Here is a 22780-nt window from a genome sequence, read left to right on the forward strand (position 1 = left end):
GCGGCTCCGCCGCGTGGGCGCGACCAGCCACAACCGGCCCGCAGTTCCCCCACAACCGAAGCCCCCTCACCCCACCGCTTCCTTCCAAGCCACTCCCGCCGCGATCGCCTGCCGCCACCCCCGAAGCACCTTCGGCGGCACCCCCACCGCAAGCACCCCGCTCAACCGCTCCCCCGTCCGGTAGGCAGCCACGAACCCCCCTTCCTCCAACTCCCCCTCCACGACCCGCACTTCCTCGTGCCCCCGCAGATACCCGTACGCCTGGACCTTCGTCTCGTACTGGTCCGACCAGAAGTACGGCACCGGCGCGAACGCCTTGCGCGCCCCGGGATCGAGGAGATTGCGGGCCGCGGCCATGCCCTGCTCCGCCGCGTTCGTCCGATGCTCGATCCGCATGGAGACCCCGAACAACGGGTTGTACCACCGGGCCACGTCCCCGGCCGCGTACACATCCCGCGCGGCCTCGCAGTACTCGTCGCAGACCACCCCGTCGCCCACCGTGAGCCCGCTCCCGGCCAGCCACTCCGTGTTCGGCAGGGAGCCGATCGCGACCAGCACCTCGTCGGCCTCGATCTCCTCCCCGTCGGCGAGCCGCACCCCGTCCTCGGTCACCTCGCTCACGCCGACCCCGGTCCGCAGGTCCACGCCCCGTTCCCGATGGGCCCGGGACAGCACCCGCCCCACCGCCTCGCCGACCGCGTGCGCGAGCGGCACCGGCGCCGGTTCAAGGAGCGTCACCCGGGAACCGAGCTTCCAGGCGACGGCGGCGGCCTCCGCGCCGAGGAACCCGGCGCCGACCACCACCAGCCGCTGCCCCGGACCGAGCCGCTCCCGCAGGGTCAGCGCGTCGTCGAGGGTGCGCAGCACATGCGCCCCCTCCCCCGGCAGCCGGCGCGGCCGTACCCCCGTGGCCACGATCAGCCCGTCGTACGACAGCTCCGTGCCGTCGGCCAGACGCACCGTACGGTCCGCCACGTCCAGCCCGGCCGCCGCCACCCCGAGCCGCAACTCCAGCCCCAGGGCGTCGAGTTCCACGGGCGCCCGCAGCACCACCCGCTCGGGCGCCCACTCGGCCGACAGCACCTGCTTGGACAGCGGCGGCCGGTCGTACGGCGCGTGGAGTTCGTCGCCGACGAGGGTGAGCGTGCCGTCGTAGCCCTCGCGCCGGAGCGTCTCGACCGCCGCGAGTCCGGCGGCGGAGGCGCCGACGACCAGGATGCGGTTCACCTGTCCGCCAGCCGGATCGCGGCGGCCGGGCAGATCGCGACGGCCTCGCGGACGTCGTCGAGGGTCTCCTCGGCCGGGTTCTCGTCGATCACGAAGGCGATGCCGTCCTCGTCCCGCTGGTCGAAGACCTCGGGGGCGACGAGCACGCACTGCCCGGATGCGACGCACTTGGGTTCGTCCAGTTCGACATGCATGGTGCTCTCCTCAGCTTTCCTTTGGGGGGGGTTGGTCACCAGGTGACGGGAAGTTCGTAGACGCCGTACACGCCGCCGTTGTGCTTGAAGGGCAGGTCGGCGACATCGGCGGCGAGCCGGAGGGTGGGGATGCGGCGGTAGAGGGTGCCGTAGACCACCTGGAGTTCCATCCGGGCCAGCGGCTGGCCCAGGCACTGGTGGACTCCGAAGCCGAAGGCGACATGGCGGCGGGCGTCGCGCGTCAGGTCGAGGCGGTCCGGGTCGGCGAAGACCTCGGGGTCGCGGTTGGCGATCTCACCGGGCATGATCACGCCCTCGCCGGCCCGGATGACCTGCCCGGCGACCTCGATGTCCGCCAGGACCGCACGGCGCCGGCCGCTGTGCACGATGCTCAGGTACCTCAGCAGTTCCTCGACCGCGGCGGCGATGGCGGCGGGGTCGTCGGTGTCCCGCAACAGGGCGAGCTGCTCGGGGTGTTCGAGCAGGGCGAGGGTGCCGAGCGCGATCATGTTGGCGGTGGTCTCGTGCCCGGCGAGCAGCAGCAGGACGCCCATCTGCGCGGCGCCCAGCCGGGTCAGCTCACCCGCCCGCACCCGGGCCACGAGCCCGGAGAACAGGTCGTCGGCGGGGTGGTCCATCTTCTCGCCCATCAGCCGGTCGAGGTAGGCGACCAGCCTGCCGTGCGCGGCCGTCCGGTCCTCGACCGTCGTGTCCCGGCTGATGAGGAGCCTGCTGTTCTCCTGGAAGAAGTCGTGGTCGTCGTAGGGCACGCCGAGCAGCGCGCAGATGACCAGCGAGGGCACCGGGAGCGCGAACGCCTCGACCAGGTCGACGGGGTGGGGGCCGGCGAGCAGGTCGTCGATCAGGTCGTCGACGATCTTCTGCACGGCGGGCCGCATGGCGTCGACGCGCTTGACCGCGAACGGCGCGGTGACCATGCGGCGCAGCCGGGCGTGCTCGGGGTCGTCCATCATGATGAAGCTGATGTTGTTCTTGCCGTTGCTGGGCGCCTGGAGCGGATATCCGGGGCGGTCGGCTTCCGCGCTGACCCTGGGGTCGAGCAGCACGGCCCGCTGGTCGGCGTACCGGGTGAGCAGCCAGTAGTCCTTGCCGTCCCAGAGGCGGACCTTGGTGAGGGGGCCCTCCTCCTGGGCGGCGGTCAGGGCCGGGGGCGGGTCGAAGGGGCAGCCGCCGGCCCGGGACATCGGGTAGTCCGTCAGGGTGTCGGCCATCTCTGTCTCCTCGGGGTGGGGGGACTCCGCTCGCCGCGGAGCGCCGGGATGATGGATACGAGGCCTCGATGAACACATGCAAACAGGTAGGACTGACTGGTTCCGGTCAGATTCCTGACAACGGGCTGACGTGGGCCGGCTCACACCGCAGCACTGTTGCCCTACCCGGCACATCAGTGGCAGATGGCGTGAACTTGCCGACGGAAAAGAGATGTTGACACGGCGTCATGACACTGTGCGCGCACCCGAAGACCGCCATCCCCGCCACCCGGACACCCACCGGCGACCGATCGGCACCGCAGCCCGCACATTTGCTCCCGGACGCCATCGCGAACCCTTCACCCACCGTCCGTCGACTCCCCCAGCCAGTAGCCGAAGCCCCGCCGGGTGTGGATCAGCGCGGACCCGTCCCGGTCCACCTTGCGCCTGAGCCGGGAGACCAGTTGCTCGATGGCGTTGTCGCCCCGGAACTCGCCCCAGACGTACCGGCTGATCTGCTCCTTGGACAGCACCTTGTCGGCGTTGACCAGCAGGTGGCGCAGCAGCCGGTACTCGGCGGGCGTGAGGTCCAGGCCGCGGCTGCCCCGGCGGGCCCGGCAGGTGCCGTCGTCCAGGACCAGGTCGGCATGGTCCAGCACGCTTCCCCGGCGGCCGCCGTCGCCCCGGTCCCGGAGCAGCACCTTCACCCGGGCGAGGACTTCGGCGATCCGGAAGGGCTTGGTGACGCAGTCCCGCTCGCCGGCGCCCAGTTCGGGCACCAGCCGGGCCAGGGAGTCGCAGTCGGCCAGGAGGAGGACGGGCGGCCGGTAGGCGGGTTTGAACCGGCCGCCCCGGGCGAGGTCGTCGAGACCGGGCAGTTCGGCGTCGATGACGACGAGGTCGAACCGGCGCTCCGCGAACCGCCGGACCACGTCGGCGCCGCTGCCCGCCAGGCCGATCCGATAATCCGCCAACTCCAGTGTGGTGGCGAGGAGTTCGACGATGTCCGGGTCGCCGGCGGCGACCAGGAGATGTTGTCCGCTGCCACGGGCGAGCGCCTGCGGTGCCGGGGAGCTGCCGTACATGGGGAGCCGTTCCTTCGTGAGCGCCGGGCAATTCGCTTGCTTGACTCAAGTAAGCCACATATGCTTGCCTAACTCAAGTAATCGGGGTCGCTCTGAGCGGAGGCCGCCCCGAGGGCCTGCCCGGCGGCAGGCCCGGGCGCCGGACCCGTGGGGACGGATACCGGCGCAGCCCTCGGGCCGGGCCGCCGGCCCACTCCCCCCGGCCCGGCACCCGGCCCGAGGGCACCCACCGCGACCGCACCACCTCCGGGCGAGCCCCAGCGGCACGCCCGGGCCGGTACCTCCAGAAAGCGAGAGTCACCCCATGGCCACGATGAAGTCCGTACAGACCGGTGGCGTCGGCAGGATCGAGGTCGTGGACGTCGAGCGTCCCGTGCCCGGCCCGAAGGACGTACTGCTGAAGATCCGCGCGGGCGGTATCTGCGGCACCGACGTCACCTTCCTGCACATGGGCGGCATGCCCGCCCGCGCCCACCTGGGCGGCGACCTGGTCCCGGTCCCGCTGGGCCACGAGCCGGCCGGCGAGGTCGTCGAGGCCGGCGCCGAGGTCACCGGGCTGAAGGTGGGCGACCGGGTAGTGGTGAACCCGCAGGACGCGCCCACCGGGATCATCGGCTGCGGCGGCCGGTACGGCGCGCTGAGCGAGTACCTGCTGATCGAGAACGCCGAGGTCGGCCGGAGCGTCGCGGTGTTCCCGGACACCGTGCCGTTCGAGGTCGCCGCCCTCAACGAGCCGATGGCCGTCTCCCGGCACGCGGTCAACCGCTCCGAGGCCGGGCCGGACGACAAGGTGGTCGTCTTCGGCGCGGGCCCGATCGGACTGGGCGCGGCGATCTGGCTGAAGCTGCGCGGCGTCCGGCACGTGGTCGTCGTGGACGTCATCCCGGCCCGGCTGGAGAAGGCGCTGGCCGTGGGCGCGGACGCGGTCATCAACTCGGCCGAGGAGGACGTGACCGCGCGGCTGACCGAGCTGCACGGGCAGGGCGCCAACGCGCTGGGCCAGCCCCGCCCGGACACCGACATCTTCATCGACGCGGCGGGCGCCCCGGTCGTCTTCGACACCGTGGTGGCCAACGCGAAGTGGCACGCCAGCCTGGTCATGGTCGCCGTGCAGAAGAAGGGGGAGGTCGACCTGGGCGGCATGCTGCGCAGCGAGCTGACGCTCATCGCCTCGCAGGGCTACCCGACCGAGATCTTCGAGGTCACCCCCGAACTGGTCGAGCACCACGAACGGTTCGCGAAGCTGATCAGCCACCGCGTCCCGTTCACCGACGTGGAGGGCGCCTTCCAGCTGACGCTCACCCCGGGCGCCGCCGAGAAGGTCGTCGTCACCTTCGACGCGTAGCGGTGACCGGCGCCAGCCACAGCCCGAACAGGGCGTCGGCGAGCCCGGTGGCCGCGTCGCCCCAGGTGGCGCGGGGCGTGTCGGTGCCCTCGGCGAGGGCGCGCTCACGTTCGGCGCAGGTGTGCAGGATCAGCGTCCGGGCCATCTGGCCGCGTTCGGCGCGGACCTCGGCGGGCAGTTCCGGCAGCCGCCGGTTCAGCCCGGCCACGGCCTCGCGGAGCGACGGGGAGGACAGGGACTCCTCGACCATGATCTCGTAGAGGGCCGGGTCGGTCGCCACCTGGGCGCAGAAGCGGGCGTACCAGGTGGGGCTGCCCAGGCCGGCGAGGTGCTCGGTGATCGGGCGGACCAGGCAGTCCACCCAGTCGCGGACGTCGTCGGAGTCGCCGACGGAGGCCAGCAGGCGGACCCGGATCTCCTCGATCTGCCCGAAGTGCCGGGCGGCGATCGCGCGGACCAGGTCGGCCTTGGTGCCGAAGTGGTAGCCGACGGCCGCGTTGTTGCCCTGGCCGGCGGCCTCGCTGACCTGGCGGTTGGACACGGCGTAGACGCCCTGTTCGGCGAAGAGCCGTTCCGCCGTGCTCAGGATGACCTCCCGCGTCGCGCCGGCCTGCTCCGCCCGCGCCGTCCTGCCCGCCATGACCACCACCGCTCCGGGACCGCGCACCACCCGGACCGGCCGGTCCCGCGAGCCGTACCGGGGCCTCGCCCGGGGCGGCGAGGTCCAGCCGAAAGAGCCTACGCGGCGGCGGTGCGCGATGCCGCCATCCGTGCCAGTAACGTAAGTCAAGCGACTGACTTAAATAATGGTCAGGTCGCTCCCTGTTCTGCCTACGGAGGCCCTTCTCCCATGTCCGAAGCCCCTGTCCGGCCCGCCGGTTCCGCGCGCCCCGCGGAACCCAGGCCCAACGCGGTGGTGGCGGTGCTGGCCCTGGCCGGTATCACCGTCTCGCTCATGCAGACCCTGGTGATCCCGATCGTCCCGGAGCTGCCGAAGTACCTGGACGCCTCCGCGTCCAACGCGGCCTGGGCGGTGACGGCGACCCTGCTGGCCGCCGCCGTGGCCACCCCGGTGGCCGGCCGTCTCGGTGACATGTTCGGCAAGCGGCTGATGCTGCTGGTCAGCCTGGTGCTGCTGGTCTCCGGCTCGGTGGTGGCCGCACTGAGCGACACCCTGGTCCCGATGATCGTCGGCCGTACCCTCCAGGGCCTCGCGGCCGCCGTGGTCCCGCTGGGCATCAGCATCATGCGCGACGAGCTGCCGCCGGAGCGCCTCGCGGGCTCGACCGCGCTGATGAGCGCCTCGCTGGGCGTCGGCGGCGCGCTCGGCCTGCCGTCCGCGGCCTTCATCGCCGACCACTTCGACTGGCATGTGCTGTTCTGGACCTCGGCCGCCCTCGGTGTCGTCGCCTTCGCGCTGGTCATGCTGCTGGTCCCGGAGTCCAAGGTGCGCTCGGGCGGCCGCTTCGACGCGATCGGCGCCGTCGGCCTCGCGGTCGGTCTGGTCTCGCTGCTGCTCGCCGTCTCCAAGGGCGCCGACTGGGGCTGGACGAGCGGCACCACGCTCGGACTGTTCGCGGTCGCAGTGGTCGTGCTCGTCGCCTGGGGCTTCTTCGAACTGCGCACCCCGCAGCCGCTGGTGGACCTGCGCACCACGGTCCGTCGCCAGGTGCTGTTCACCAACCTCGCCTCGATCGCGTTCGGCTTCTCGATGTTCGCGATGTCCCTGGTGCTCCCCCAGCTGCTCCAGCTGCCGACCCAGACGGGCTACGGCCTCGGCAGGTCGATGCTGACGGTCGGTCTGGTGATGGCCCCGCAGGGTCTGGTGATGATGGCCTTCGCCCCGGTCTCGGCCGCCATCACCAAGGCCAGGGGACCGAAGATCACACTGATGATCGGCGCGGTGATCGTCGCCGCCGGTTACGGCCTCAACATCGTCCTGATGTCCGAGGTCTGGCACCTGGTCCTGGTCTCCTGCGTCATCGGCGCCGGTGTCGGCTTCGCCTACGGCGCGATGCCCGCCCTGATCATGGGTGCCGTCCCGGCCTCGGAGACGGCCGCCGCGAACAGCCTCAACACGCTGATGCGGTCCATCGGTACGTCGGTGGCGAGCGCCGTCGCCGGTGTGATCCTGGCCCAGATGACGATCAGCCTCGGCACCGCCACCCTGCCGTCCGAGAACGCCTTCAAGGTCGTCATGGCGATCGGCGCGGGCGCGGCCGTCCTGGCCTTCGTCCTCGCCTCCTTCCTGCCCGGCCGCCGTCCGGCCGAGGCGGAGCCCGCTCCGGTCCCGGCCGAGCCCACGGCCGAGTCCGTGCACTGAGCGCGGTGAGCCACGGTGGAGCGGGCCGTTCGCCGGCGGGCGGCCCGCTCCACGGGTCCGAGGCGGTACGCCGCCTCGCGCGGCGGACCGTCGGCCGCCGGGATGACAGCGACCGCACATGTACTGCGTCCTCAGTAGCCGGGATCGACGGCAACCGCACGACGACAGGACGGGATGGTCCCGGGGAGCCTGGACCGGTCCCCGAGAACAGCGGTACGGCCACCCGGAGCGCGCAGACGCGCTCAGCCGTACGCCGACCGTCCCGGCCGGGCATCGCCGACCATGGTCAGAGCAGAGACCGACCGGAGCGACCGATGAGCACTCCCTGGCAGCGCTATGCCGAAGAACACGCCCGCACCGCCGACACCATGGCGGCCGTCCTGCTGTTCGCCTCGTTCCTGTTCGGCAGCGAGATCACCATGAGCAGCGAGGACCGGCCGCACGAGGTCGGCATCACCATCGCCCTCGCCGCCGTCGGCTGCGGTGCCCTGCTCTGGCAGCGCAGCCGGCCGCGCACGGTCGTCGCCGTCAGCGCGGTGTGCACCGCGGCGGCCTCGGGACTGGGCCATCTGCCCACCCCGCTGCTGCTGGGCGGGCTGATGCTGGCGCTGTACCGGCTGGCCGTCGACACCGACCGGCCGACCGCGCGCCGCTACTACTTCGCCGGCCTCGCCCTGGTGGTGAGCGCCGCGACGGTCTTCGACCCGGGGACCGTCCCCTGGCCGCTGAAGACGATCAGCCCGGCCGCCTGGCTGCTCCTGCCGGTCGTGGCCGGCAACGCCGTCCGGCTGCAGGGCGCGTACCTGGAGGCCGTGCAGGCACGGGCGGAGTACGCGGAGCGGAGCCGGGAGGAGGAGGCCCGGCACCGGGTCGCGGAGGAGCGGATCCGGATCGCGCGGGAACTGCACGACGTGGTCGCCCACCATCTCGCGCTGGCCAACGCCCAGGCCGGGACGGCGGCCCACCTCTCGCGCACCCATCCCGACCAGGTGCACCGGATCCTCGGCGATCTCGCCGGTACGACCGCCTCCGCGCTGCGCGAGCTGAAGGCCACCGTGGGCCTGCTGCGGCAGACCGACGACCCGGACCTGCCGCTGGCCCCCAGCCCAGGTCTCGCCCAGTTGCCGGAGCTCACCGAGGCCTGCGAGACGGCCGGCCTCACCGTGCACGTCAGCGTCGAGGGCACCCCGCGCCCGCTGACGGCCGGCGTGGACCTCACGGCGTACCGGATCGTGCAGGAGGCGCTGACCAACGTCACCAAGCACGCCGCCGCCGAGGCCGCGTACGTCCGGCTCGGCTGGTCCCCGGACCGGCTGACCCTCACCGTCACCGACGACGGCACCGCCACCGCACCGGCCGCCGCCCCCGGGCGCGGCTTCGGGCTGATCGGGATGCGCGAGCGGGCCCAGTCGGTCGGCGGTGCCTTCGCCGCCGGGCACCGGGACGGGGGCGGCTTCGAAGTCACCACCCGGCTGCCGCTGTACCCCCGTGCCACGGAACCGGAAGAACGGACCTCATGACCATCCGCGTGCTGCTCGCCGACGACCAGGCCCTGCTGCGGGCCACCTTCCGGATCCTGATCGACTCCTGCGCCGACATGGCGGTGGTCGGCGAGGCCACCGACGGCGCCGAGGCCGTCACGCTCACCCGTGAGCTGCGGCCGGACATCGTATTGATGGACATCCGGATGCCCGGCACCGACGGGCTGGCCGCCACGGCGGCCGTCTGCGCGGACCCGGAGCTGTCCGCCGTCCGGGTGCTGATCCTGACCACCTTCGAGGTCGACGAGTACGTGGCGCAGGCGCTGCGGTCCGGGGCCAGCGGCTTCCTCGGCAAGGACGTGACGGCGGAGGCGCTGCTGGCCGGGATCCGCACGGTGGCCTCCGGCGAGTCGCTGCTCTCGCCCACCGCGACCCGCACCCTCATCAGCCGGTTCCTGGCCACGCCCGCGCCCGGCGCCCGGCTCGCCGCCCCCGAGCAGCTGCGAGTGCTCACCGCGCGCGAACGCGAGGTCATGGCGCTGGCGGCACAGGGCCGCTCCAACGAGGAGATCGCCGAGAAGCTGTTCGTCTCACCGCTGACCGTGCGCACCCACGTCCACCGGGCGATGACCAAGCTGGACGCCCGGGACCGGGCCCAACTCGTGGTGATGGCCTACCAGTCGGGGCTGGTGCAGCCTCCGCCGCCGCCCCAGGACGCCTGAGGCCTGTTCGGGGGAACCGGTGCCGCGGGGCGCGTGCGGAGGCCGCGGCCGGGCCACCTCTTCTGCGTGACCGCGCTGCCGCTGATCCCGCCCATGCTCGCCACTCCCGGCAGGCTGCCGCCCGCCGCGCAGGACGCCCGGTGGGCCTACGAGACCAAGCAGGACGGCCAGCGCGCGGTCGTCTACCTGCCCGGGGACGGCAGTCTGCTGCTGCGCGCCCGCTCCGGTGCGGAGATCACCGCCGCCTATCCCGAACTGCGCCCGCTGGCAGGGGTTCTGGGCCGGGTCCCGGCGATCCTGGACGGCGAGGTACTCGCCCTCGACGAACACGGGCGCGCCGACTTCCAGCTGCTGCAGAGCCGGATGGGGCTGGCCCACTCCCCCGCGCGGGCGGCCCGGATGGCGACCCGGGTGCCGGTCCGCCTGGTGCTGTTCGACGTACTGCTTCTGGAGGGCGACCCGCTGCTCAGGGTGGCCTACGCGGAGCGCCGGGCGCGGCTGGAGTCCCTGGCCCTCGACGGGCCGTACTGGTCGACGCCCGCGGCCGTCGTCGGGCACGGCACGGAGGCGCTGCGGGCCACCCGGGAGCACGGTCTCGAAGGCGTGGTGTGCAAGCGGCTGGACTCGGTGTACGAGCCGGGCGTGCGGTCGCGCGCCTGGATCAAGATCCGGAACATGCGCACCGAGGACGTGGTCGTCGGCGGCTGGCTGCCCGGTCGGGGACGGCTCGGCGGGCTGCCGGGCGCGGTGCTGGTCGGCCAGCGCGCCGCCGACGGGCGGCTGCGGTACGTCGGCGGGGTGGGCACCGGCTGGAGCGAGACGGAACGGACCGAACTGGCCGCGCTGCTGCGGGCCGCCGGGACCGACCGCTGCCCCTTCGACCCGGTCCCGCCGGTCGCGGGCGCCCGCTGGGTGCTGCCGCGGCTGGTCGGCGAGGTCGGCTACAGCACCCGCACCCGCGCCGGGTTGCTGCGCCAGCCGTCCTGGCACCGGCTGCGCCCCGACCTCGCGCCCGAGGAATCAGCGGCGGACCTGCCCGGGGACCTCGCCTGAACCGGCTGTTGGACGGGGCTTCACCGACGGGACGCCCGCCCCCTCTTGGCAGATCCTTGACCGAACGCGAAGCTGAACCGCCTTCCTCCCCACAGCAGTTGGAGGTTCCTGTGTCGTCACGGACGTTCCGCATCGGCCGCAGCAGATGGCTGACCGGTCTCGCCGGTGCCGCCGCCCTGGTCGTCGCCTTCCCCGCCGCCGCCTTCGCCGCCCCGCCGCAGGCGCTGCCCGCCAACGCCGAGACGGTCGAGAAGACGTACCAGCCGGCCTTCGACTACGACACGGACGGCTGCTACTCGACGCCCGCGATCGGTCCCGACGGCACGGTCAACGGCGGCCTCAATCCGACCGGCGCGCTCAACGGCCAGTGCCGGGACGCCTCCGACCTCGACAACACCAACAGCTACTCGCGCTACAAGTGCAACAACGGCTGGTGCGCCTACATGTACGGCCTGTACTTCGAGAAGGACCAGGCGATAGCCGGCAGCAGCATCGGCGGGCACCGGCACGACTGGGAGCACGTCGTGGTGTGGGTGCAGAACGGCCGGATCCAGTACGTGTCCACGTCCAACCACGGCTCGTTCACCGTGCACGCCGCGTCCACGGTCCGCTTCGACGGCACCCACGCCAAGATCGTCTACCACAAGGACGGCGTCAGCACCCACTGCTTCCGGCCGGCCGACTCGGGCGACGAACCACCGGAGAACCACAAGGGCACCTGGCAGTACCCGCCGCCGGTCGGCTGGAACGGCTACCCGGCGGGCCTGCGCGACAAGCTCAGCGGCTACGACTTCGGCAGCGCCAACTTCGGCCTCAAGGACGCGAGCTTCGCCTCCCACCTCAGCTCCGCCAAGCCGTCGGGAATCTCCTTCGACCCCAACGCCTGACCAGGTCATGATGGCGCCATGGATCTCGGGACGGACGGACCGCCGGACGGCCGCGGGCTGTTCGAGGCGGTGTACGCGCACGAGGGCCCGGGCGTGAACGGTGCCGTCATCGAGCCCTGGCTGGGGCGGTTCGGGGACGAGTACCGTGCCCGGATCGCCTCGGCCGTCCGGTCCGCCGTGCTCGCCGAGCCCGACCGGGAGGCCCTCTGGGAGCTGTACGCGCTCAGCCGGGTCAGCGACATCCTGCTGCTCGCCTTCCAGCCGCCCGGCCGCCGTCCCTGGGACGGGCCGGAGCAGGCACCGGACGAGTACCTGGGGCTCTTCACCCGGCTGGGGATGGTGCCGTTCGCCGAGAGCGCCGTCTTCGATCCCTTTCTGCACGAGATCGTGGAGGTCGAGCAGGCCGCGGATCCGGACGAACCCATCGCGGTCACGGCGGTGGTGTGGCCGGGCCTGTGGCTGGGCCCCGTGCTGTTCTCCCGCGCCGGGGTCCGGGTGCGGGCCGGGACACGGCACGCCGAGCGCGGGGTGGCCGACCGCGCCCCGCTGTACTGGGCCCACCGGCGCCGCCACCGGCCCGCCGTCGACCTGTCGCACGGCTGGGGGTCCAACTCCCAGTGGCGCACCGCTTTCCGCGTCGACCTCCGCCTCGCGGGCACGGATCGGCTCAACATCGCCGACGGCGACCGGCACATCGACGCGGTGGCCGAGGACGAGACCGCGTCGCTGCTCACCCCGGCCGAGCGCCGCGACCTGTTGCGCAACCGCTGCCTGCTTCGCACTCCGGACAACCCGGCCGTGTCGCCCCTGGACGCCGACCTGTTCCCCTTCGACTGGCGGCTGACGGACGACGGCGCGCCCCCGTCCCCCTGACCTGCGACCGACACGATGTCGGAATCCACGGGCGTCACGAAGGTCTATCGTGTCCCCATGTCCGTGCCCGAGTTGATCCGTATCGTCTCCCGTGACTCACCGATGGCGCTCGCTCAAGTGGCCCGTGTCCGTGCCGAGTTGGCCGCCGTCCATCCGCATGTGCGCACCGAGGTGGTACCGGTGAAGACGACCGGTGACAAGTGGCTGGGTGATCTCTCCAAGGTGGAGGGGAAGGGCGCGTTCACCAAGGAGGTGGACGCCGCGCTGCTGGCCGGCGAGGCGGATCTCGCCGTGCACTGTGTGAAGGACGTGCCGGCGGACCGGCCGCTGCCCGCCGGGACCGTGTTCGCGGCGTTCCTGAAGCGGGACGACATCCGTGACGCCCTCGTCCACCCGGACGGGCTGACGCTGGACCAGCTGCCGGCCGGCACCCGGATCGGCACCTCCTCGGTCCGCCGGGTCGCCCAGCTGTCGGCCACCCACCCGCATCTGGAGTGCGTGCCGTTCCGGGGCAACGCCAACCGCCGGCTGGAGAAGCTCGCCGCCGGGGACGCGGACGCGCTGCTGCTCGCGATGGCGGGCCTGGAGCGGATCGGCCGTACGGACGTGATCAGCGAGGTGCTGGACACGGAGACGATGATGCCGCCGATCGGCGCGGGCATCCTCGCCCTGCAGTGCCGGGAGGGCGACAGCGACCTGATCGACGCGGTCAGCGACCTCGGCGACCCGGACACCCACCGGGAGGCCACCGCCGAGCGGATGTTCCTGCATGTGCTGCAAGGGCACTGCAACAGCCCGATCGCCGGCTTCGCCCGCGCCGACCGCGGGGGTGAGCTGTCCTTGCGCGCCTGTGTGTTCACCCCGGACGGCAAGACCCGGCTGAACGCGCACGAGTGGGCGGGCCGCCTCGATCCGGCGACGCTGGGCACCTCGGTCGCCGTGGCGCTGCTGCGGCAGGGCGCGCGCGAGATCATCGACGGTATCCCCCACTAGCGCTCCGCGGGGGGCTGCGGGGAGTGCCGGGCCGTCGTTTTCGTCTGCGGCGGCGTGGCTGGTCGCGCCCACGCGGCGGTAGCCGCACATCTAATGCAGCCCCGCGCCCCTTCGGGGTGCGTTGACGCTCAGGGTGTGGTGGGGCCCGGCTCCGTCTGGTCCTTGAGGAAGGCGCTGACCTGGTGGGCGAGGCTGCCTGGTGCGGCGCTCTGGCAGGTGGTGGCGGTGGTCGATTCCAGGACGCCGATGCCGCCGGCCCACAGGCGGCGGTCGGTCCACTCCTCGTCGACGCGCAGCTGGATCTGGATGTCGACCTGGGTGAGGGCGGCCTCCGGGCCGGCGGCGTAGAGGACGGCGGTGGCCCGGCGCAGCGGGTAGACGTCGAAACCCTCGATGAACTGGGAGTTGCGCCAGTCGATGAAGGCGCCCTCGCCGTCGGGGCCGAGGCGGACGTCGATCTGGCCGTCCTCCAGCTGGACGCTGTAGTGGCCGGAGCCGCGGTTCTCGATGGTCACGCGAGCACTGAAGTAGGTCAGCCCGGCCGCGGCGTCGTCCCGGCCGCGCGGCGGCTCGGACTCCTCCAGGCGGTGGACGCGGACCCGCAGACCGGCATGCTCGTCGTACTCGTGCCAGTCCCCGACCACGTTCGGCTCGTACACAGTGCCCCTCTCGACCCCCGCTGTTTATCTGTGCGCCGAGCGCACTGTCAAATGAGTGGAATGCGCTGTGGCCAGGGGATTCGCCCGCTTTGATCGCTGATCAAGCGTTGCGCAGCGGTTATCCCTCCCGGGGCCTCCGGGGCGGGAGGGGGCCGCGTGCCGCACATCACGTCGGCGCCGTCCCGCCCTCGGCGGGATCAGCGGGCCAGGCGGCCCAGCAACGAGGAGGCCGCGGTGATGCCGAGGGCGGCGGCGACCGCCAGCACCCCGAAGTCGAGGCCGAGATGCGCGGGCGTGCCGAGCAACAGGCCTCGCAGGGCGTCGACCTGGTAGCTCAGGGGGTTGATCTTGCTGACCACCTGCAGCCAGCCGGGCATGATCGCCACGGGGTAGAGAGCGTTGGAGGCGAAGAACAGCGGCATGGTGATCGCCTGCCCGATGCCCATCAGCCGGTCGCGGCTGAGGACGATGCCGGCGATGCTCATCGACAGGCAGGAGAAGAAGGCGGAGGCGAGGACGACCGCCAGCCCCACGCCGAGCAGCTTCAGCGGGTTCCAGGTGAGGGAGACCCCGAGGACCGCGGCGATGACGATCACCACGACGGCCTGGATCAGGGACTTCACCCCGGCCGCGAAGGCCTTGCCGGTGATGAGGGCGGAGCGCGGGGTCGGGGTGACGAGGAGTTTGTTGAGGACGCCGGCGTCGCGCTCCCAGATGATCTGGATGCCGTAGAAGATGGCGATGAACATCGCGGACTGGGCGATGATGCCGGGCGCCAGGTAGTCGATGTAGGGGATGCCGCCGGTGGGTATCGCCTTGATCCGGGTGAAGGTCTGGCCGAAGATCAGCAGCCAGAGGGCGGGCTGGATCGCCCGGGTGTAGAGCTCGGTGCGGTCGTGGCGGAGCTTCTGGAGTTCCACGGCGCACATGGCGACGACCCGGGCGGGCAGCAGCCGCCAGCCGGAGCGCGGCTGGGGCGGGGTCAGCAGCAGGGACACCGTTCCGGTGCGCTCAGCCGACGCGGTGCGCGGTGCGGCGGGTGCTTCGGACATCGCGGAAACCTCCTGACTGCTCGTCGAGGCCGCTGCCGGCCACGTCGCGGAAGACGTCTTCGAGGGTGGGCAGGGTCTCGGTGCCCTGGCGTTCGGCGAGGCCCTGCCGGAGTTCGGTGGGGGTGCCGAGGGCGCGGATGCGGCCGCGGTGCATCAGGCCGACCCGGTGGCAGTGCTGGTCGGCCTCGTCCATGTAGTGGGTGGTGACCAGGACGGTCATACCGGTGGCTTCGCGTACGGCGTTGATCTGGTCCCACACGCTGGTGCGGGCGATCGGGTCGAGGCCGATGGTGGGCTCGTCGAGGATCAGCAGCCGGGGTGCGCTGACCAGTGCCTGGGCCAGTTCGAGGCGGCGGATCATGCCGCCGGAGTAGGTGCCGGCGAGCCGGTCGGCGGCGTCGGTGAGGTCGACGGCCGCCAGCGCCTGCGCGACCCGTTCGGCGCGTTCGCGCCGGGCGACGTCGAAGACGCGGGCGAACAGGGCGACGTTCTCGCGTCCGGTGAGCCCGCTGTCGGCGGACAGCTGCTGGGGGACGTAGCCGAGCAGCCGGCGGACGGCCATCCGTTCCCGGCCGGAGTCGTGGCCGAAGACGCGGACCATGCCGGCGGGGAGGGGGAGCAGGGTGGTGATGCAGCGGATGGCGGTGGTCTTGCCGGCGCCGTTGGGGCCGAGCAGTCCGAAGACCTCGCCCTCGCCGACGGTCAGGTCGAGACCGTCCACGGCCCGGGTCTCCCCGAAGGAGTAGGCAAGTCCGGTGCAGTCGACGGCGGGGGTGTCCGGCGTCATGATTCCTCAGCCTCCTCGTGCAGGGTGACGGCCAGTCTGCGCAGTGCGGGAAGCGCCGCTCTCAGCGCTTCCTGATCGGCCTCGTCGAGCCGGGACACCTGGCCGGCGACGAGTTCGGAGCGGCGCCGGCGCCAGTCGGCGAGGCGCTGGGCGGCGGAGTCGGTCAGCAGCAGCCGGGCGGCCCGCCGGTCGGCCGGGTCGGTCTCCCGGACCAGGTAGCCGTCCTTGACCAGCTGGTTGACCAGTGTCGACACCGAGTTGCCCGCCAGGTGCAGCTCCTTGGCGGCGTCCGAGATGCCGATCCCGGGCCGCGATTCGACCAGGCGCAGCAGCTCCACCTCGGCGCCGCGCAGCCGGGGCAACGGGCGCCCGCGTCTCAGTCGGCGGCGGATCAGCCGCTGGATACCGACCAACGCGTCGGCCAGTTCTTCCGGAAAGGTCTCCGATTCCACACTCGGAATATTACCTCTGCTACAGAGATATCGCCCCCAAGGGAGGGTCAAAGGAGCGATGCACTGGACCAAGTGAGCGGACCAAATGAGATGCATCTCACCTTTTCGAGTGAATTGTTTCGCTATGTCCTTCCCGGGGCATTGGGAGGGCAGTGCTTCGGACCGGAGGCACCTGCGTGGGAGCCGGCTTCTGCCGGTCGCCCCGTGTCCTCCCCAGGGTCCGAGCGCGTTCCTCCCACCGTGTCCGTCCACCAGCATCCGCTGAGGGAGGTGCGCGCCCATGGGTGCCACCTGCACACCCACGTCCCATCCGCACGACGACGCTCCGGACACGGCCGAGGACTTCGCCCGGCTGGCCGGACTGCCCGAGGGCCCGCAGCGCCGGGCCCTGCGGGACGAGCTGGTCGAGCTCTGGCTGCCCATGGCCGAGCGGATCGCCATCCGCTTCCGCGGCCGCGGCGAGACCCTGGAGGATCTCTACCAGGTCGCCGCGCTGGGACTGGTCAAGGCCGTCGACCGCTACGACCCGGCCCGCGGCCGCGCCTTCGAGGCGTACGCCGTGCCGACCATCACCGGCGAGATCAAGCGCCACTTCCGTGACCACATGTGGACCCTGCACGTCCCCCGCCGGGTCCAGGAGCTGCGCAACCGGGTCCGGGCCGCCCTGAAGGAACTGGGCCAGACGTCCCCGGGCCACACGGCCACCGTCGCCGAGATCGCCGAGCAGGCCCAGCTCACCGAGAGCGAGGTGCGGACCGGCATGGAGGCCCTGGACTGCTTCTCGGCGCTGTCCCTGGACGCCGAGGTGCCCGGCGGCGAGGGCTACGCGCTCTGCGACACCCTGGGCGACACCGACTCCGGCTACGACCTGGTGGTCGACCGCATCGCCGCCCGGCCCTGTCTCGCGGGCCTGCCCGAGCGCGACCGGCTCATCCTCTATCTGCGGTTCTTCCGCGGTATGACGCAGAGCCGCATCGCCGAGCAGCTGGGCATCTCGCAGATGCATGTGTCCCGGCTGCTCACCACCTGTTTCGACCGGCTGCGCGAGGAGCTGCTGGCCGAGGCCGGCTGAGGTCTCACCCGGCGGGCGGCGCGCCGGGGATCTGGGTGGGTCCGTAGCGCTCCAGCGCCTCCCCCAGCTCCGTGCGGATCTCGTCCGGCATGTCCCCGGTGCGGCCCCGGACCAGGATCAGCTCCGCGACTGTTGCGCGGCCTGATGTTGGTGTGCTGGGAGATCTCCTTGAGCACCTCCCAGCCCGCGTCGGGCGTGACCCGGCATGGGAGGCGACGGCCTCCTTGAGCTGGTCGACCTCGTCCTGGAGGTGGAGGATCCGGTCGGGCTCGCTCTCGCCCATCCCCCCATCGTGTCACCCGACTGGCCTCCTGCCACCGGGGTACTCGCCAGGCGTTCCGGCCGCTTCCGGTTGGAGACTGGTGTCAGGCCGGTCCCCCACGCCGGCCCCGACACCAGGACGCGAGTGCCATGAACAACGACACGCCTCCCCCCGGTCCCGTGCCCAAGAAGCGAGAGGTCGTCTCCACGCACTCGGTCTTCGGGGCCCCGTGCTGGGTGAGTCTGACCAGCCGCGACCTCCAGACGACCGAGGAGTTCTACAGCGCCGTGCTCGGCTGGCGATGGCGCAGCGTCCGGCTCGGGGACCACTTCCGGATCGCGCTGGCGGACGGGGTGCCGGTGGCGGGCATCGCCGCGGTCGCCTCGATGTGGCAGATGGCGGTGGCCTGGACGCCGTACTTCGCCGTCCAGGACGCGGACGAGGCCGTCGCCCGGGCCCGCGAGCGCGGCGGTACCCCGGCGGTGGGGCCGCTCTCCTTCCCGCCCGGCCGGGCGGCGCTGATCGCCGACCGGGACGGCGCCGTCTTCGGCATCTGGGAGGGCGAGCTGGTCTCCAACTGGGAGACCTGGCGCCGGGCCGCCCCGACCTTCATCCGGCTGCACACCCGCAACGCCTTCGACTCAGCGATCTTCTACGGCGAGGTGCTCGGCTGGGCCTCCGACCGGCGGGGCTGCTGCGAGGTCGAGTACGAGGGCGGCGAGGTCGTGCTGCGCAGCCGCGGCGATGCCGTGGCGCGGATCGACTCCGGTGCGGTGGAGGCGGCCCCCGATCCGTCGGTACGGCCGCACTGGCAGATCCACTTCGCGGTCAGCGACATCGAGGAGTGCGCACGCACGGCCGAGAAGCACGGCGGCAGCGTCCTGAGCGAGAAGGACACCGAGGCGATCCTGCGCGACCCGGACGGGGCGCAGTTCACGGTGATGACGCGCCCGGTCGGCTAGGTGAGCGGGGGCCGGGGCGTCCGACCGCGAGGCGGAGGAGACCGTTCTGCCGGACCCCGCGTCCGCGGCACGATCCGCCGGACAGCCCCCGGTTCTCCCCTAGTTCCCGCCCCCCTCGCGGGACGGCCGGGTCAGCACCACCAGGCTGCGGGCCTCGACGCGCAGCCTGATGCCCGCCTTGTGTTCGCGCTCGTCGGGGATGCCGTCCGGGTCGGCGGTGTCGATGAGGGTCGTCCAGCGGTCGGCGTAGGAGTCGTCGGGCAGCCGGAAGTCGACCGGTTCCCAGTGGCTGTTGAGGAGCAGCAGGAACGAGTCGTCGATCAGACGCCGGCCGTAGGGGTCGCGTTCGGCGATGGCGTCGCCGTTGAGGAAGACGCCGACCGAGTGGGCGTCGGGGCGCTGCCAGTCCCGGTCGGTCATCTCGCGGGCGTCGGGCAGCAGCCAGACCAGGTCGGGCAGCGGCTGCCCGGGGTGCACCGCGGTCTCGCCGCGGAAGAACCGGCGCCGGCGCAGCACGGGATGGGCGGCGCGCAGTGCGATGACGTACCGGGTGAAGTCCGTGAGGGTCCGCTGTTCCTCGGTCAGCTCCCAGTCGGTCCAGGAGACCTCGTTGTCCTGGCAGTAGGCGTTGTTGTTGCCGCGCTGGGTGCGGCCGAGTTCGTCGCCGTGACTGAGCATCGGGATGCCCTGCGAGAGCAGCAGCGTGGCGAGGAAGTTGCGCTGCTGGCGGGCCCGGAGTTCGAGGACGCCGGGGTCGGTGGTCTCGCCCTCGGCACCGCAGTTCCAGGACCGGTTGTGGCTCTCGCCGTCCCGGTCGCCCTCGCCGTTGGCCTGGTTGTGCTTGTCGTTGTACGACACCAGGTCGCGCAGGGTGAAACCGTCGTGCGCGGTGACGAAGTTGACGCTCGCCCGCGGCAGCCGCCTGCTGTGCTGGTACAGGTCGGAGGAGCCGGTGAGCCGGGAGGCGAACTCGCCGAGCGAACCCGGCTCGGCCCGCCAGAAGTCCCGTACGGCGTCCCGGTACTTGCCGTTCCACTCCGACCACAGCGGCGGGAAGTTGCCGACCTGGTAGCCGCCCTCCCCCACGTCCCAGGGTTCGGCGATGAGCTTGACCCGGCTGATCACCGGGTCCTGCTGGATCAGGTCGAAGAACGCCGAGAGCCGGTCCACCTCGTGGAACTGCCGCGCCAGCGTGGCCGCGAGATCGAAGCGGAAGCCGTCGACATGCATCTCGGTCACCCAGTACCGCAGCGAGTCCATGATCAGCTGGAGTACGTGGGGGTGCCGCATCAGCAGGCTGTTCCCGGTACCGGTGGTGTCGTAGTAGTGCGCCCAGTCGCCGTCGACGAGGCGGTAGTACGACGCGTTGTCGATGCCCCGGAAGGACAGCGTGGGCCCCATTTCGTTGCCCTCGGCGGTGTGGTTGTAGACCACGTCGAGGATGACTTCGAGGCCGGCCGCGTGCAGCGCCTTCACCATCGCCTTGAACTCGTTGACCTGCTGGCCCCGGCTGCCGAAGGCGCCGTAGGCGTTGTGCGGGGCGAAGAAGCCGATGGTGTTGTAGCCCCAGTAGTTGGACAGGCCCCGGTCCTGCAGCACCCCGTCCTGCACGAACTGGTGGACCGGCATCAGCTCGACCGCCGTGACGCCCAGCGAGGTCAGGTGCTCCAGGACCGCCGGGTGCGCGAGACCGGCGTAGCTGCCCCTCAGCCGTTCGGGTACCTCGGGATGGGTGGCGGTGAGGCCGCGGACATGCGCCTCGTAGATCACCGAGTCGGCGTACGGCCGGCGGGGCGGGCAGTCGTCGCCCCAGTCGAAGTACGGGTCGGTGACCACGCCCAGCATGGAGTGCCCCGTGCTGTCGGCCGGCGACGGTCCGCCGGGGGTGCGCTCGTAGAGGGAGGCGTGGTTGTCGATCTGGCCGTCGACCGCCCGGGCATACGGGTCCAGGAGCAGTTTCGCGGGATTGCAGCGGTGGCCGAGGGACGGGTCCCAGGGGCCGGTCACCCGGTAGCCGTAGCGCTGCCCGGGACCGATACCGGGCAGATAGGCGTGCCAGACGAAGCCGTCGGCCTCGTTCAGCGGCACCGGCCGTTGGGTCCCGGCGTCGTTCACCAGGACCAGTTCGACGTGTTCGGCGACCTCGCTGAACAGGGCGAAGTTGGTGCCCTGCCCGTCGAAGGAGGCGCCCAACGGGTAGGGGTGCCCGCTCCACACGGGCACCCCTTTCCGGGACTTCCTCGCCGTCACCGGGCGCCCTCCAGGACGCCGTCGGCGGACGCGGCCAATCGGGCGACGGGCTCGGTGCGGGGGACCCGGAGCGTGCGGCGCAGGCGCGGCTCCGGTCCGGTCGGGACCAGCGGGACGCGCTCGCCGGACCGGGCCCGCTGCGAGAACCAGATGATCTTGCTGCCGGTGTCCGAGGCACAGCAGCCCCAGCCGTCGCTCATGGCGGCGATGTGCGCCAGACACGAGCGCAGATCCTGGTCCGGGCGCAGATCGCGGTCGTCGTCGCCGATCGCGGTGATGAGGTGCTGGCCGTTCCACCACATCTCGATGGACGTGTGCTTGTCCGTGGCGTGCTGATCGATGGCGCGCAGCAGCAGTTCCGCGCCGCCGCAGACCGGGTCCACGAGGTTGTCGAGGTCCCAGTAACGCAGATGCGCGGCCAGTATGCGGCTGACCTGTCCCACCCGTTCCGGGCTGACCTCCACGTCGAGGTGGTAGTAGCAGGGCACTGCGGTCTTCATTGTCGCTAGCTCCTCACCCGCGAAGCTCCCGCTCCCCCAACCCCTCCGGAAATCGGTTCCGGACGCGCAGCGTGAGCGCTGATCGCTCCTGAGTCACCTTCACTGTGGGGGCGCTACGCCATTCGTGCAACACGAGAGCCGCACGGGGTGGTTGAAGATCCAACAAGACGCTCGGTCATCGGACATGCACCATGAGTGAAAGCCTCGATTCGCCGTAACGGCTCCGTGCCTCTCCGTGCCCGGACGCTCCCCCGAACGTCGGGGACACGTGCCCACTCGAGAGCGTCGGAAGGAAAGACACGGCCATGCTGCTACCCGCGAAGGCCGAGGTGGCCCGGCAGCTGCGGCGCTACCGGGCGTGGGAGCGCGTCATGCTCGCCTCGCCGCACGACCGTGAGGTGCGGTCCACCTTCGAGGACTCGGGCTACACGCTGTGCGTCCTGATGGGCAAGCGCTGCGCCCGGGAGGCGGTGGACGCGGCCGAGCGCTATCTGCGCACCAGCCTCGTCACCTATGTGCGGGAACAGGCGGAGCGAACCCAGCTGAGCGGAAAGGTCCGGCCGGGCCCGCCCGTGGACCGGAGTTCCGCGCGGCAGTGACACCGCAGGCGGACCCCGCGGGAAGACACCGGTCTTCCGGCACACTACGGACCGCGGAGCCGGGCCCCGGGCCCGGCTCCGCGCACGGCGGAGGTGAGAGCCATGAAGGCGACGGAGGCCATCGGCCGCGTTCCGGTGCGTGATGTCCGGCCGGCCGTGGAGGGCGGCGGACGTCCGGCGAAGGCGGTCCCCGGCGAGACCTTCCAGGTCACCGCCACCGTCTTCCGCGAGGGTCATGACGCCGTCGGCGCCGATGTGGTGCTGTGCGACCCCGAGGGCCGCCGCGGCCCCTGGACACCGATGCGGGAACTGGTCCCGGGCACCGACCGCTGGGGCGCCGAGGTCACCCCGGACGCGCCGGGCCGCTGGACCTTTCACGTGGAGGCCTGGAGCGCCCCGCTCACCACCTGGCTGCGGCACGCCCGGATCAAGATCCCGGCGGGCATCGACACCGGCCTGGTCCTGGAGGAGGGCGCCGAGCTGTACGAGCGCGCGGCGGCCGGAGTCCCCGAAGGACCGGACCGCGAGCGGGTGCTGACGGCGGCCCGGGCCCTGGGCGACGACTCCCGCCCCCTGCACACCCGGCTGGCCCGCGCGCTCGCCCCCGAGGTGGACGAGGTCCTGGCCCGGTATCCGCTGCGGGAGCTGGTGACCGTCTCCGAGCCGCTGCCGCTGCTCGTCGAGCGCGAACGGGCTCTGTACGGCTCCTGGTACGAGTTCTTCCCGCGTTCGGAGGGGACACCGGAGCGGCCGCACGGCACTTTCCGGACAGCGGCCCGGCGGCTGAAGCC

23 protein-coding genes and 1 pseudogene are annotated in these 22780 nt (G+C 72.0%); 12 read left to right on the top strand and 12 right to left on the bottom strand.

Going from position 1 to position 22780, the window contains the following annotated elements; all coding sequences use genetic code 11:
• Positions 1 to 66: 66 nt before the first annotated feature.
• The 4 genes from ACFZDK_RS36270 to ACFZDK_RS36285 all read right to left on the bottom strand — a co-directional run bounded on the left by ACFZDK_RS36270 (position 67) and on the right by ACFZDK_RS36285 (position 3717).
• Positions 67 to 1227 (bottom strand): FAD-dependent oxidoreductase, encoded by a 1161-nt coding sequence (locus tag ACFZDK_RS36270; protein ID WP_390978670.1) that lies wholly within the window; start codon positions 1225 to 1227, stop codon positions 67 to 69.
• Positions 1224 to 1421: a 4Fe-4S domain-containing protein gene (locus tag ACFZDK_RS36275; RefSeq protein WP_390978672.1), complete on the bottom strand. Its 198-nt coding sequence runs from the start codon at positions 1419 to 1421 to the stop codon at positions 1224 to 1226. Before ACFZDK_RS36275 ends, ACFZDK_RS36270 begins: the two co-directional genes overlap by 4 nt.
• A gap of 35 nt (positions 1422 to 1456) precedes the next feature.
• Positions 1457 to 2653, bottom strand: a complete 1197-nt coding sequence (locus tag ACFZDK_RS36280; protein ID WP_390978674.1) for a cytochrome P450 — start codon at positions 2651 to 2653, stop codon at positions 1457 to 1459.
• 338 nt (positions 2654 to 2991) lie between these two features.
• Positions 2992 to 3717 carry a winged helix-turn-helix domain-containing protein gene (locus tag ACFZDK_RS36285; RefSeq protein WP_390978676.1) on the bottom strand — a complete coding sequence of 242 codons (726 nt, stop codon included), beginning with the start codon at positions 3715 to 3717 and terminating at the stop codon, positions 2992 to 2994.
• Positions 3718 to 4021: 304 nt separating this feature from the next.
• Between ACFZDK_RS36285 and ACFZDK_RS36290 the strand changes: the two genes are divergently transcribed.
• Positions 4022 to 5062 (top strand): alcohol dehydrogenase catalytic domain-containing protein, encoded by a 1041-nt coding sequence (locus ACFZDK_RS36290; protein ID WP_390978678.1) that lies wholly within the window; start codon positions 4022 to 4024, stop codon positions 5060 to 5062.
• Here ACFZDK_RS36290 and ACFZDK_RS36295 read toward each other — a convergent pair.
• Positions 5046 to 5702, bottom strand: coding sequence for a TetR family transcriptional regulator (locus tag ACFZDK_RS36295; RefSeq protein WP_390978680.1), 657 nt, complete (start codon positions 5700 to 5702; stop codon positions 5046 to 5048). The genes ACFZDK_RS36290 and ACFZDK_RS36295 overlap by 17 nt on opposite strands.
• 210 nt (positions 5703 to 5912) lie before the next feature.
• On the opposite strand from ACFZDK_RS36295, the gene ACFZDK_RS36300 reads away from it, so the two are divergent.
• From ACFZDK_RS36300 to hemC, 7 genes are all read left to right on the top strand, one after another.
• Complete coding sequence (locus tag ACFZDK_RS36300) at positions 5913 to 7385, top strand: MFS transporter (protein ID WP_390978682.1); 1473 nt, start codon at positions 5913 to 5915, stop codon at positions 7383 to 7385.
• Between the two features lie 314 nt (positions 7386 to 7699).
• Positions 7700 to 8905 (top strand): histidine kinase, encoded by a 1206-nt coding sequence (locus ACFZDK_RS36305; RefSeq protein ID WP_390978684.1) that lies wholly within the window; start codon positions 7700 to 7702, stop codon positions 8903 to 8905.
• The gene (locus tag ACFZDK_RS36310) at positions 8902 to 9588 is read left to right on the top strand and encodes a response regulator (protein WP_390978686.1); all 687 of its coding nucleotides are present in this window, start codon (positions 8902 to 8904) and stop codon (positions 9586 to 9588) included. Before ACFZDK_RS36305 ends, ACFZDK_RS36310 begins: the two co-directional genes overlap by 4 nt.
• Before the next feature lie 93 nt (positions 9589 to 9681).
• A complete protein-coding gene (locus ACFZDK_RS36315) occupies positions 9682 to 10641 on the top strand; it encodes an ATP-dependent DNA ligase (RefSeq protein ID WP_390978733.1) in 960 nt (319 codons plus the stop codon).
• A gap of 110 nt (positions 10642 to 10751) precedes the next feature.
• Positions 10752 to 11528, top strand: coding sequence for an NPP1 family protein (locus tag ACFZDK_RS36320; protein ID WP_390978688.1), 777 nt, complete (start codon positions 10752 to 10754; stop codon positions 11526 to 11528).
• A gap of 18 nt (positions 11529 to 11546) precedes the next feature.
• Positions 11547 to 12401 (top strand): hypothetical protein, encoded by an 855-nt coding sequence (locus tag ACFZDK_RS36325; RefSeq protein WP_390978690.1) that lies wholly within the window; start codon positions 11547 to 11549, stop codon positions 12399 to 12401.
• Positions 12402 to 12458: 57 nt separating this feature from the next.
• Positions 12459 to 13394, top strand: coding sequence for a hydroxymethylbilane synthase (gene hemC / locus ACFZDK_RS36330; protein WP_390978692.1), 936 nt, complete (start codon positions 12459 to 12461; stop codon positions 13392 to 13394).
• A 128-nt stretch (positions 13395 to 13522) separates the two neighbouring features.
• On the opposite strand, the gene ACFZDK_RS36335 is transcribed toward hemC, so the two are convergent.
• The 4 genes from ACFZDK_RS36335 to ACFZDK_RS36350 form a co-directional block, all read right to left on the bottom strand.
• Complete coding sequence (locus tag ACFZDK_RS36335) at positions 13523 to 14053, bottom strand: hypothetical protein (RefSeq protein ID WP_390978694.1); 531 nt, start codon at positions 14051 to 14053, stop codon at positions 13523 to 13525.
• Between the two features lie 197 nt (positions 14054 to 14250).
• Positions 14251 to 15105, bottom strand: a complete 855-nt coding sequence (locus ACFZDK_RS36340; RefSeq protein WP_390978696.1) for an ABC transporter permease — start codon at positions 15103 to 15105, stop codon at positions 14251 to 14253.
• A complete protein-coding gene (locus ACFZDK_RS36345; protein ID WP_390978698.1) occupies positions 15065 to 15892 on the bottom strand; it encodes an ATP-binding cassette domain-containing protein in 828 nt (275 codons plus the stop codon). Before ACFZDK_RS36345 ends, ACFZDK_RS36340 begins: the two co-directional genes overlap by 41 nt.
• The gene (locus tag ACFZDK_RS36350) at positions 15889 to 16344 is read right to left on the bottom strand and encodes a MarR family transcriptional regulator (RefSeq protein WP_390978700.1); all 456 of its coding nucleotides are present in this window, start codon (positions 16342 to 16344) and stop codon (positions 15889 to 15891) included. The genes ACFZDK_RS36345 and ACFZDK_RS36350 overlap by 4 nt, the downstream gene beginning before the upstream one ends.
• Before the next feature lie 280 nt (positions 16345 to 16624).
• Between ACFZDK_RS36350 and ACFZDK_RS36355 the strand changes: the two genes are divergently transcribed.
• A complete protein-coding gene (locus tag ACFZDK_RS36355) occupies positions 16625 to 17416 on the top strand; it encodes a SigB/SigF/SigG family RNA polymerase sigma factor (protein WP_390978702.1) in 792 nt (263 codons plus the stop codon).
• A gap of 4 nt (positions 17417 to 17420) precedes the next feature.
• Here the strand turns inward: ACFZDK_RS36355 and ACFZDK_RS36360 are convergent.
• Positions 17421 to 17699, bottom strand: a pseudogene (locus ACFZDK_RS36360) (ANTAR domain-containing protein).
• 128 nt (positions 17700 to 17827) lie between these two features.
• On the opposite strand from ACFZDK_RS36360, the gene ACFZDK_RS36365 reads away from it, so the two are divergent.
• Positions 17828 to 18640 (top strand): VOC family protein, encoded by an 813-nt coding sequence (locus tag ACFZDK_RS36365; protein ID WP_390978704.1) that lies wholly within the window; start codon positions 17828 to 17830, stop codon positions 18638 to 18640.
• Positions 18641 to 18739: 99 nt separating this feature from the next.
• Here the strand turns inward: ACFZDK_RS36365 and glgX are convergent, their stop codons facing one another.
• Both glgX and ACFZDK_RS36375 read right to left on the bottom strand, forming a co-directional pair.
• Positions 18740 to 20890 (bottom strand): glycogen debranching protein GlgX, encoded by a 2151-nt coding sequence (glgX, locus tag ACFZDK_RS36370; RefSeq protein WP_390978706.1) that lies wholly within the window; start codon positions 20888 to 20890, stop codon positions 18740 to 18742.
• A complete protein-coding gene (locus ACFZDK_RS36375) occupies positions 20887 to 21390 on the bottom strand; it encodes a pep a2 (RefSeq protein ID WP_355727787.1) in 504 nt (167 codons plus the stop codon). The genes glgX and ACFZDK_RS36375 overlap by 4 nt, the downstream gene beginning before the upstream one ends.
• 305 nt (positions 21391 to 21695) lie before the next feature.
• On the opposite strand from ACFZDK_RS36375, the gene ACFZDK_RS36380 reads away from it, so the two are divergent.
• Positions 21696 to 21989 carry a DUF5133 domain-containing protein gene (locus tag ACFZDK_RS36380; RefSeq protein WP_390978709.1) on the top strand — a complete coding sequence of 98 codons (294 nt, stop codon included), beginning with the start codon at positions 21696 to 21698 and terminating at the stop codon, positions 21987 to 21989.
• A gap of 102 nt (positions 21990 to 22091) precedes the next feature.
• Positions 22092 to 22780, top strand: a 689-nt coding sequence (locus ACFZDK_RS36385; RefSeq protein WP_390978711.1) for a maltotransferase domain-containing protein, incomplete at its 3' end; no start/stop codon positions are given.

The organism is Streptomyces sp. NPDC007901 (assembly GCF_042959465.1).
In the GTDB taxonomy this organism is placed as follows: domain Bacteria; phylum Actinomycetota; class Actinomycetes; order Streptomycetales; family Streptomycetaceae; genus Streptomyces.

Excerpts from the sequence above, each read along its gene's own strand:
- ACFZDK_RS36275 (WP_390978672.1), bottom strand. The coding sequence starts at position 1,421 with ATGCATGTCGAACTGGACGAACCCAAGTGCGTCGCATCCGGGCAGTGC.
- ACFZDK_RS36280 (WP_390978674.1), bottom strand. The coding sequence starts at position 2,653 with ATGGCCGACACCCTGACGGACTACCCGATGTCCCGGGCCGGCGGCTGC.
- ACFZDK_RS36285 (WP_390978676.1), bottom strand. The coding sequence starts at position 3,717 with ATGTACGGCAGCTCCCCGGCACCGCAGGCGCTCGCCCGTGGCAGCGGA.
- ACFZDK_RS36290 (WP_390978678.1), top strand. The coding sequence starts at position 4,022 with ATGGCCACGATGAAGTCCGTACAGACCGGTGGCGTCGGCAGGATCGAG.
- ACFZDK_RS36295 (WP_390978680.1), bottom strand. The coding sequence starts at position 5,702 with ATGGCGGGCAGGACGGCGCGGGCGGAGCAGGCCGGCGCGACGCGGGAG.
- ACFZDK_RS36300 (WP_390978682.1), top strand. The coding sequence starts at position 5,913 with ATGTCCGAAGCCCCTGTCCGGCCCGCCGGTTCCGCGCGCCCCGCGGAA.
- ACFZDK_RS36305 (WP_390978684.1), top strand. The coding sequence starts at position 7,700 with ATGAGCACTCCCTGGCAGCGCTATGCCGAAGAACACGCCCGCACCGCC.
- ACFZDK_RS36310 (WP_390978686.1), top strand. The coding sequence starts at position 8,902 with ATGACCATCCGCGTGCTGCTCGCCGACGACCAGGCCCTGCTGCGGGCC.
- ACFZDK_RS36315 (WP_390978733.1), top strand. The coding sequence starts at position 9,682 with ATGCTCGCCACTCCCGGCAGGCTGCCGCCCGCCGCGCAGGACGCCCGG.
- ACFZDK_RS36325 (WP_390978690.1), top strand. The coding sequence starts at position 11,547 with ATGGATCTCGGGACGGACGGACCGCCGGACGGCCGCGGGCTGTTCGAG.
- hemC (WP_390978692.1), top strand. The coding sequence starts at position 12,459 with ATGTCCGTGCCCGAGTTGATCCGTATCGTCTCCCGTGACTCACCGATG.
- ACFZDK_RS36340 (WP_390978696.1), bottom strand. The coding sequence starts at position 15,105 with ATGTCCGAAGCACCCGCCGCACCGCGCACCGCGTCGGCTGAGCGCACC.
- ACFZDK_RS36345 (WP_390978698.1), bottom strand. The coding sequence starts at position 15,892 with ATGACGCCGGACACCCCCGCCGTCGACTGCACCGGACTTGCCTACTCC.
- ACFZDK_RS36355 (WP_390978702.1), top strand. The coding sequence starts at position 16,625 with ATGGGTGCCACCTGCACACCCACGTCCCATCCGCACGACGACGCTCCG.
- ACFZDK_RS36365 (WP_390978704.1), top strand. The coding sequence starts at position 17,828 with ATGAACAACGACACGCCTCCCCCCGGTCCCGTGCCCAAGAAGCGAGAG.
- ACFZDK_RS36375 (WP_355727787.1), bottom strand. The coding sequence starts at position 21,390 with ATGAAGACCGCAGTGCCCTGCTACTACCACCTCGACGTGGAGGTCAGC.
- ACFZDK_RS36380 (WP_390978709.1), top strand. The coding sequence starts at position 21,696 with ATGCTGCTACCCGCGAAGGCCGAGGTGGCCCGGCAGCTGCGGCGCTAC.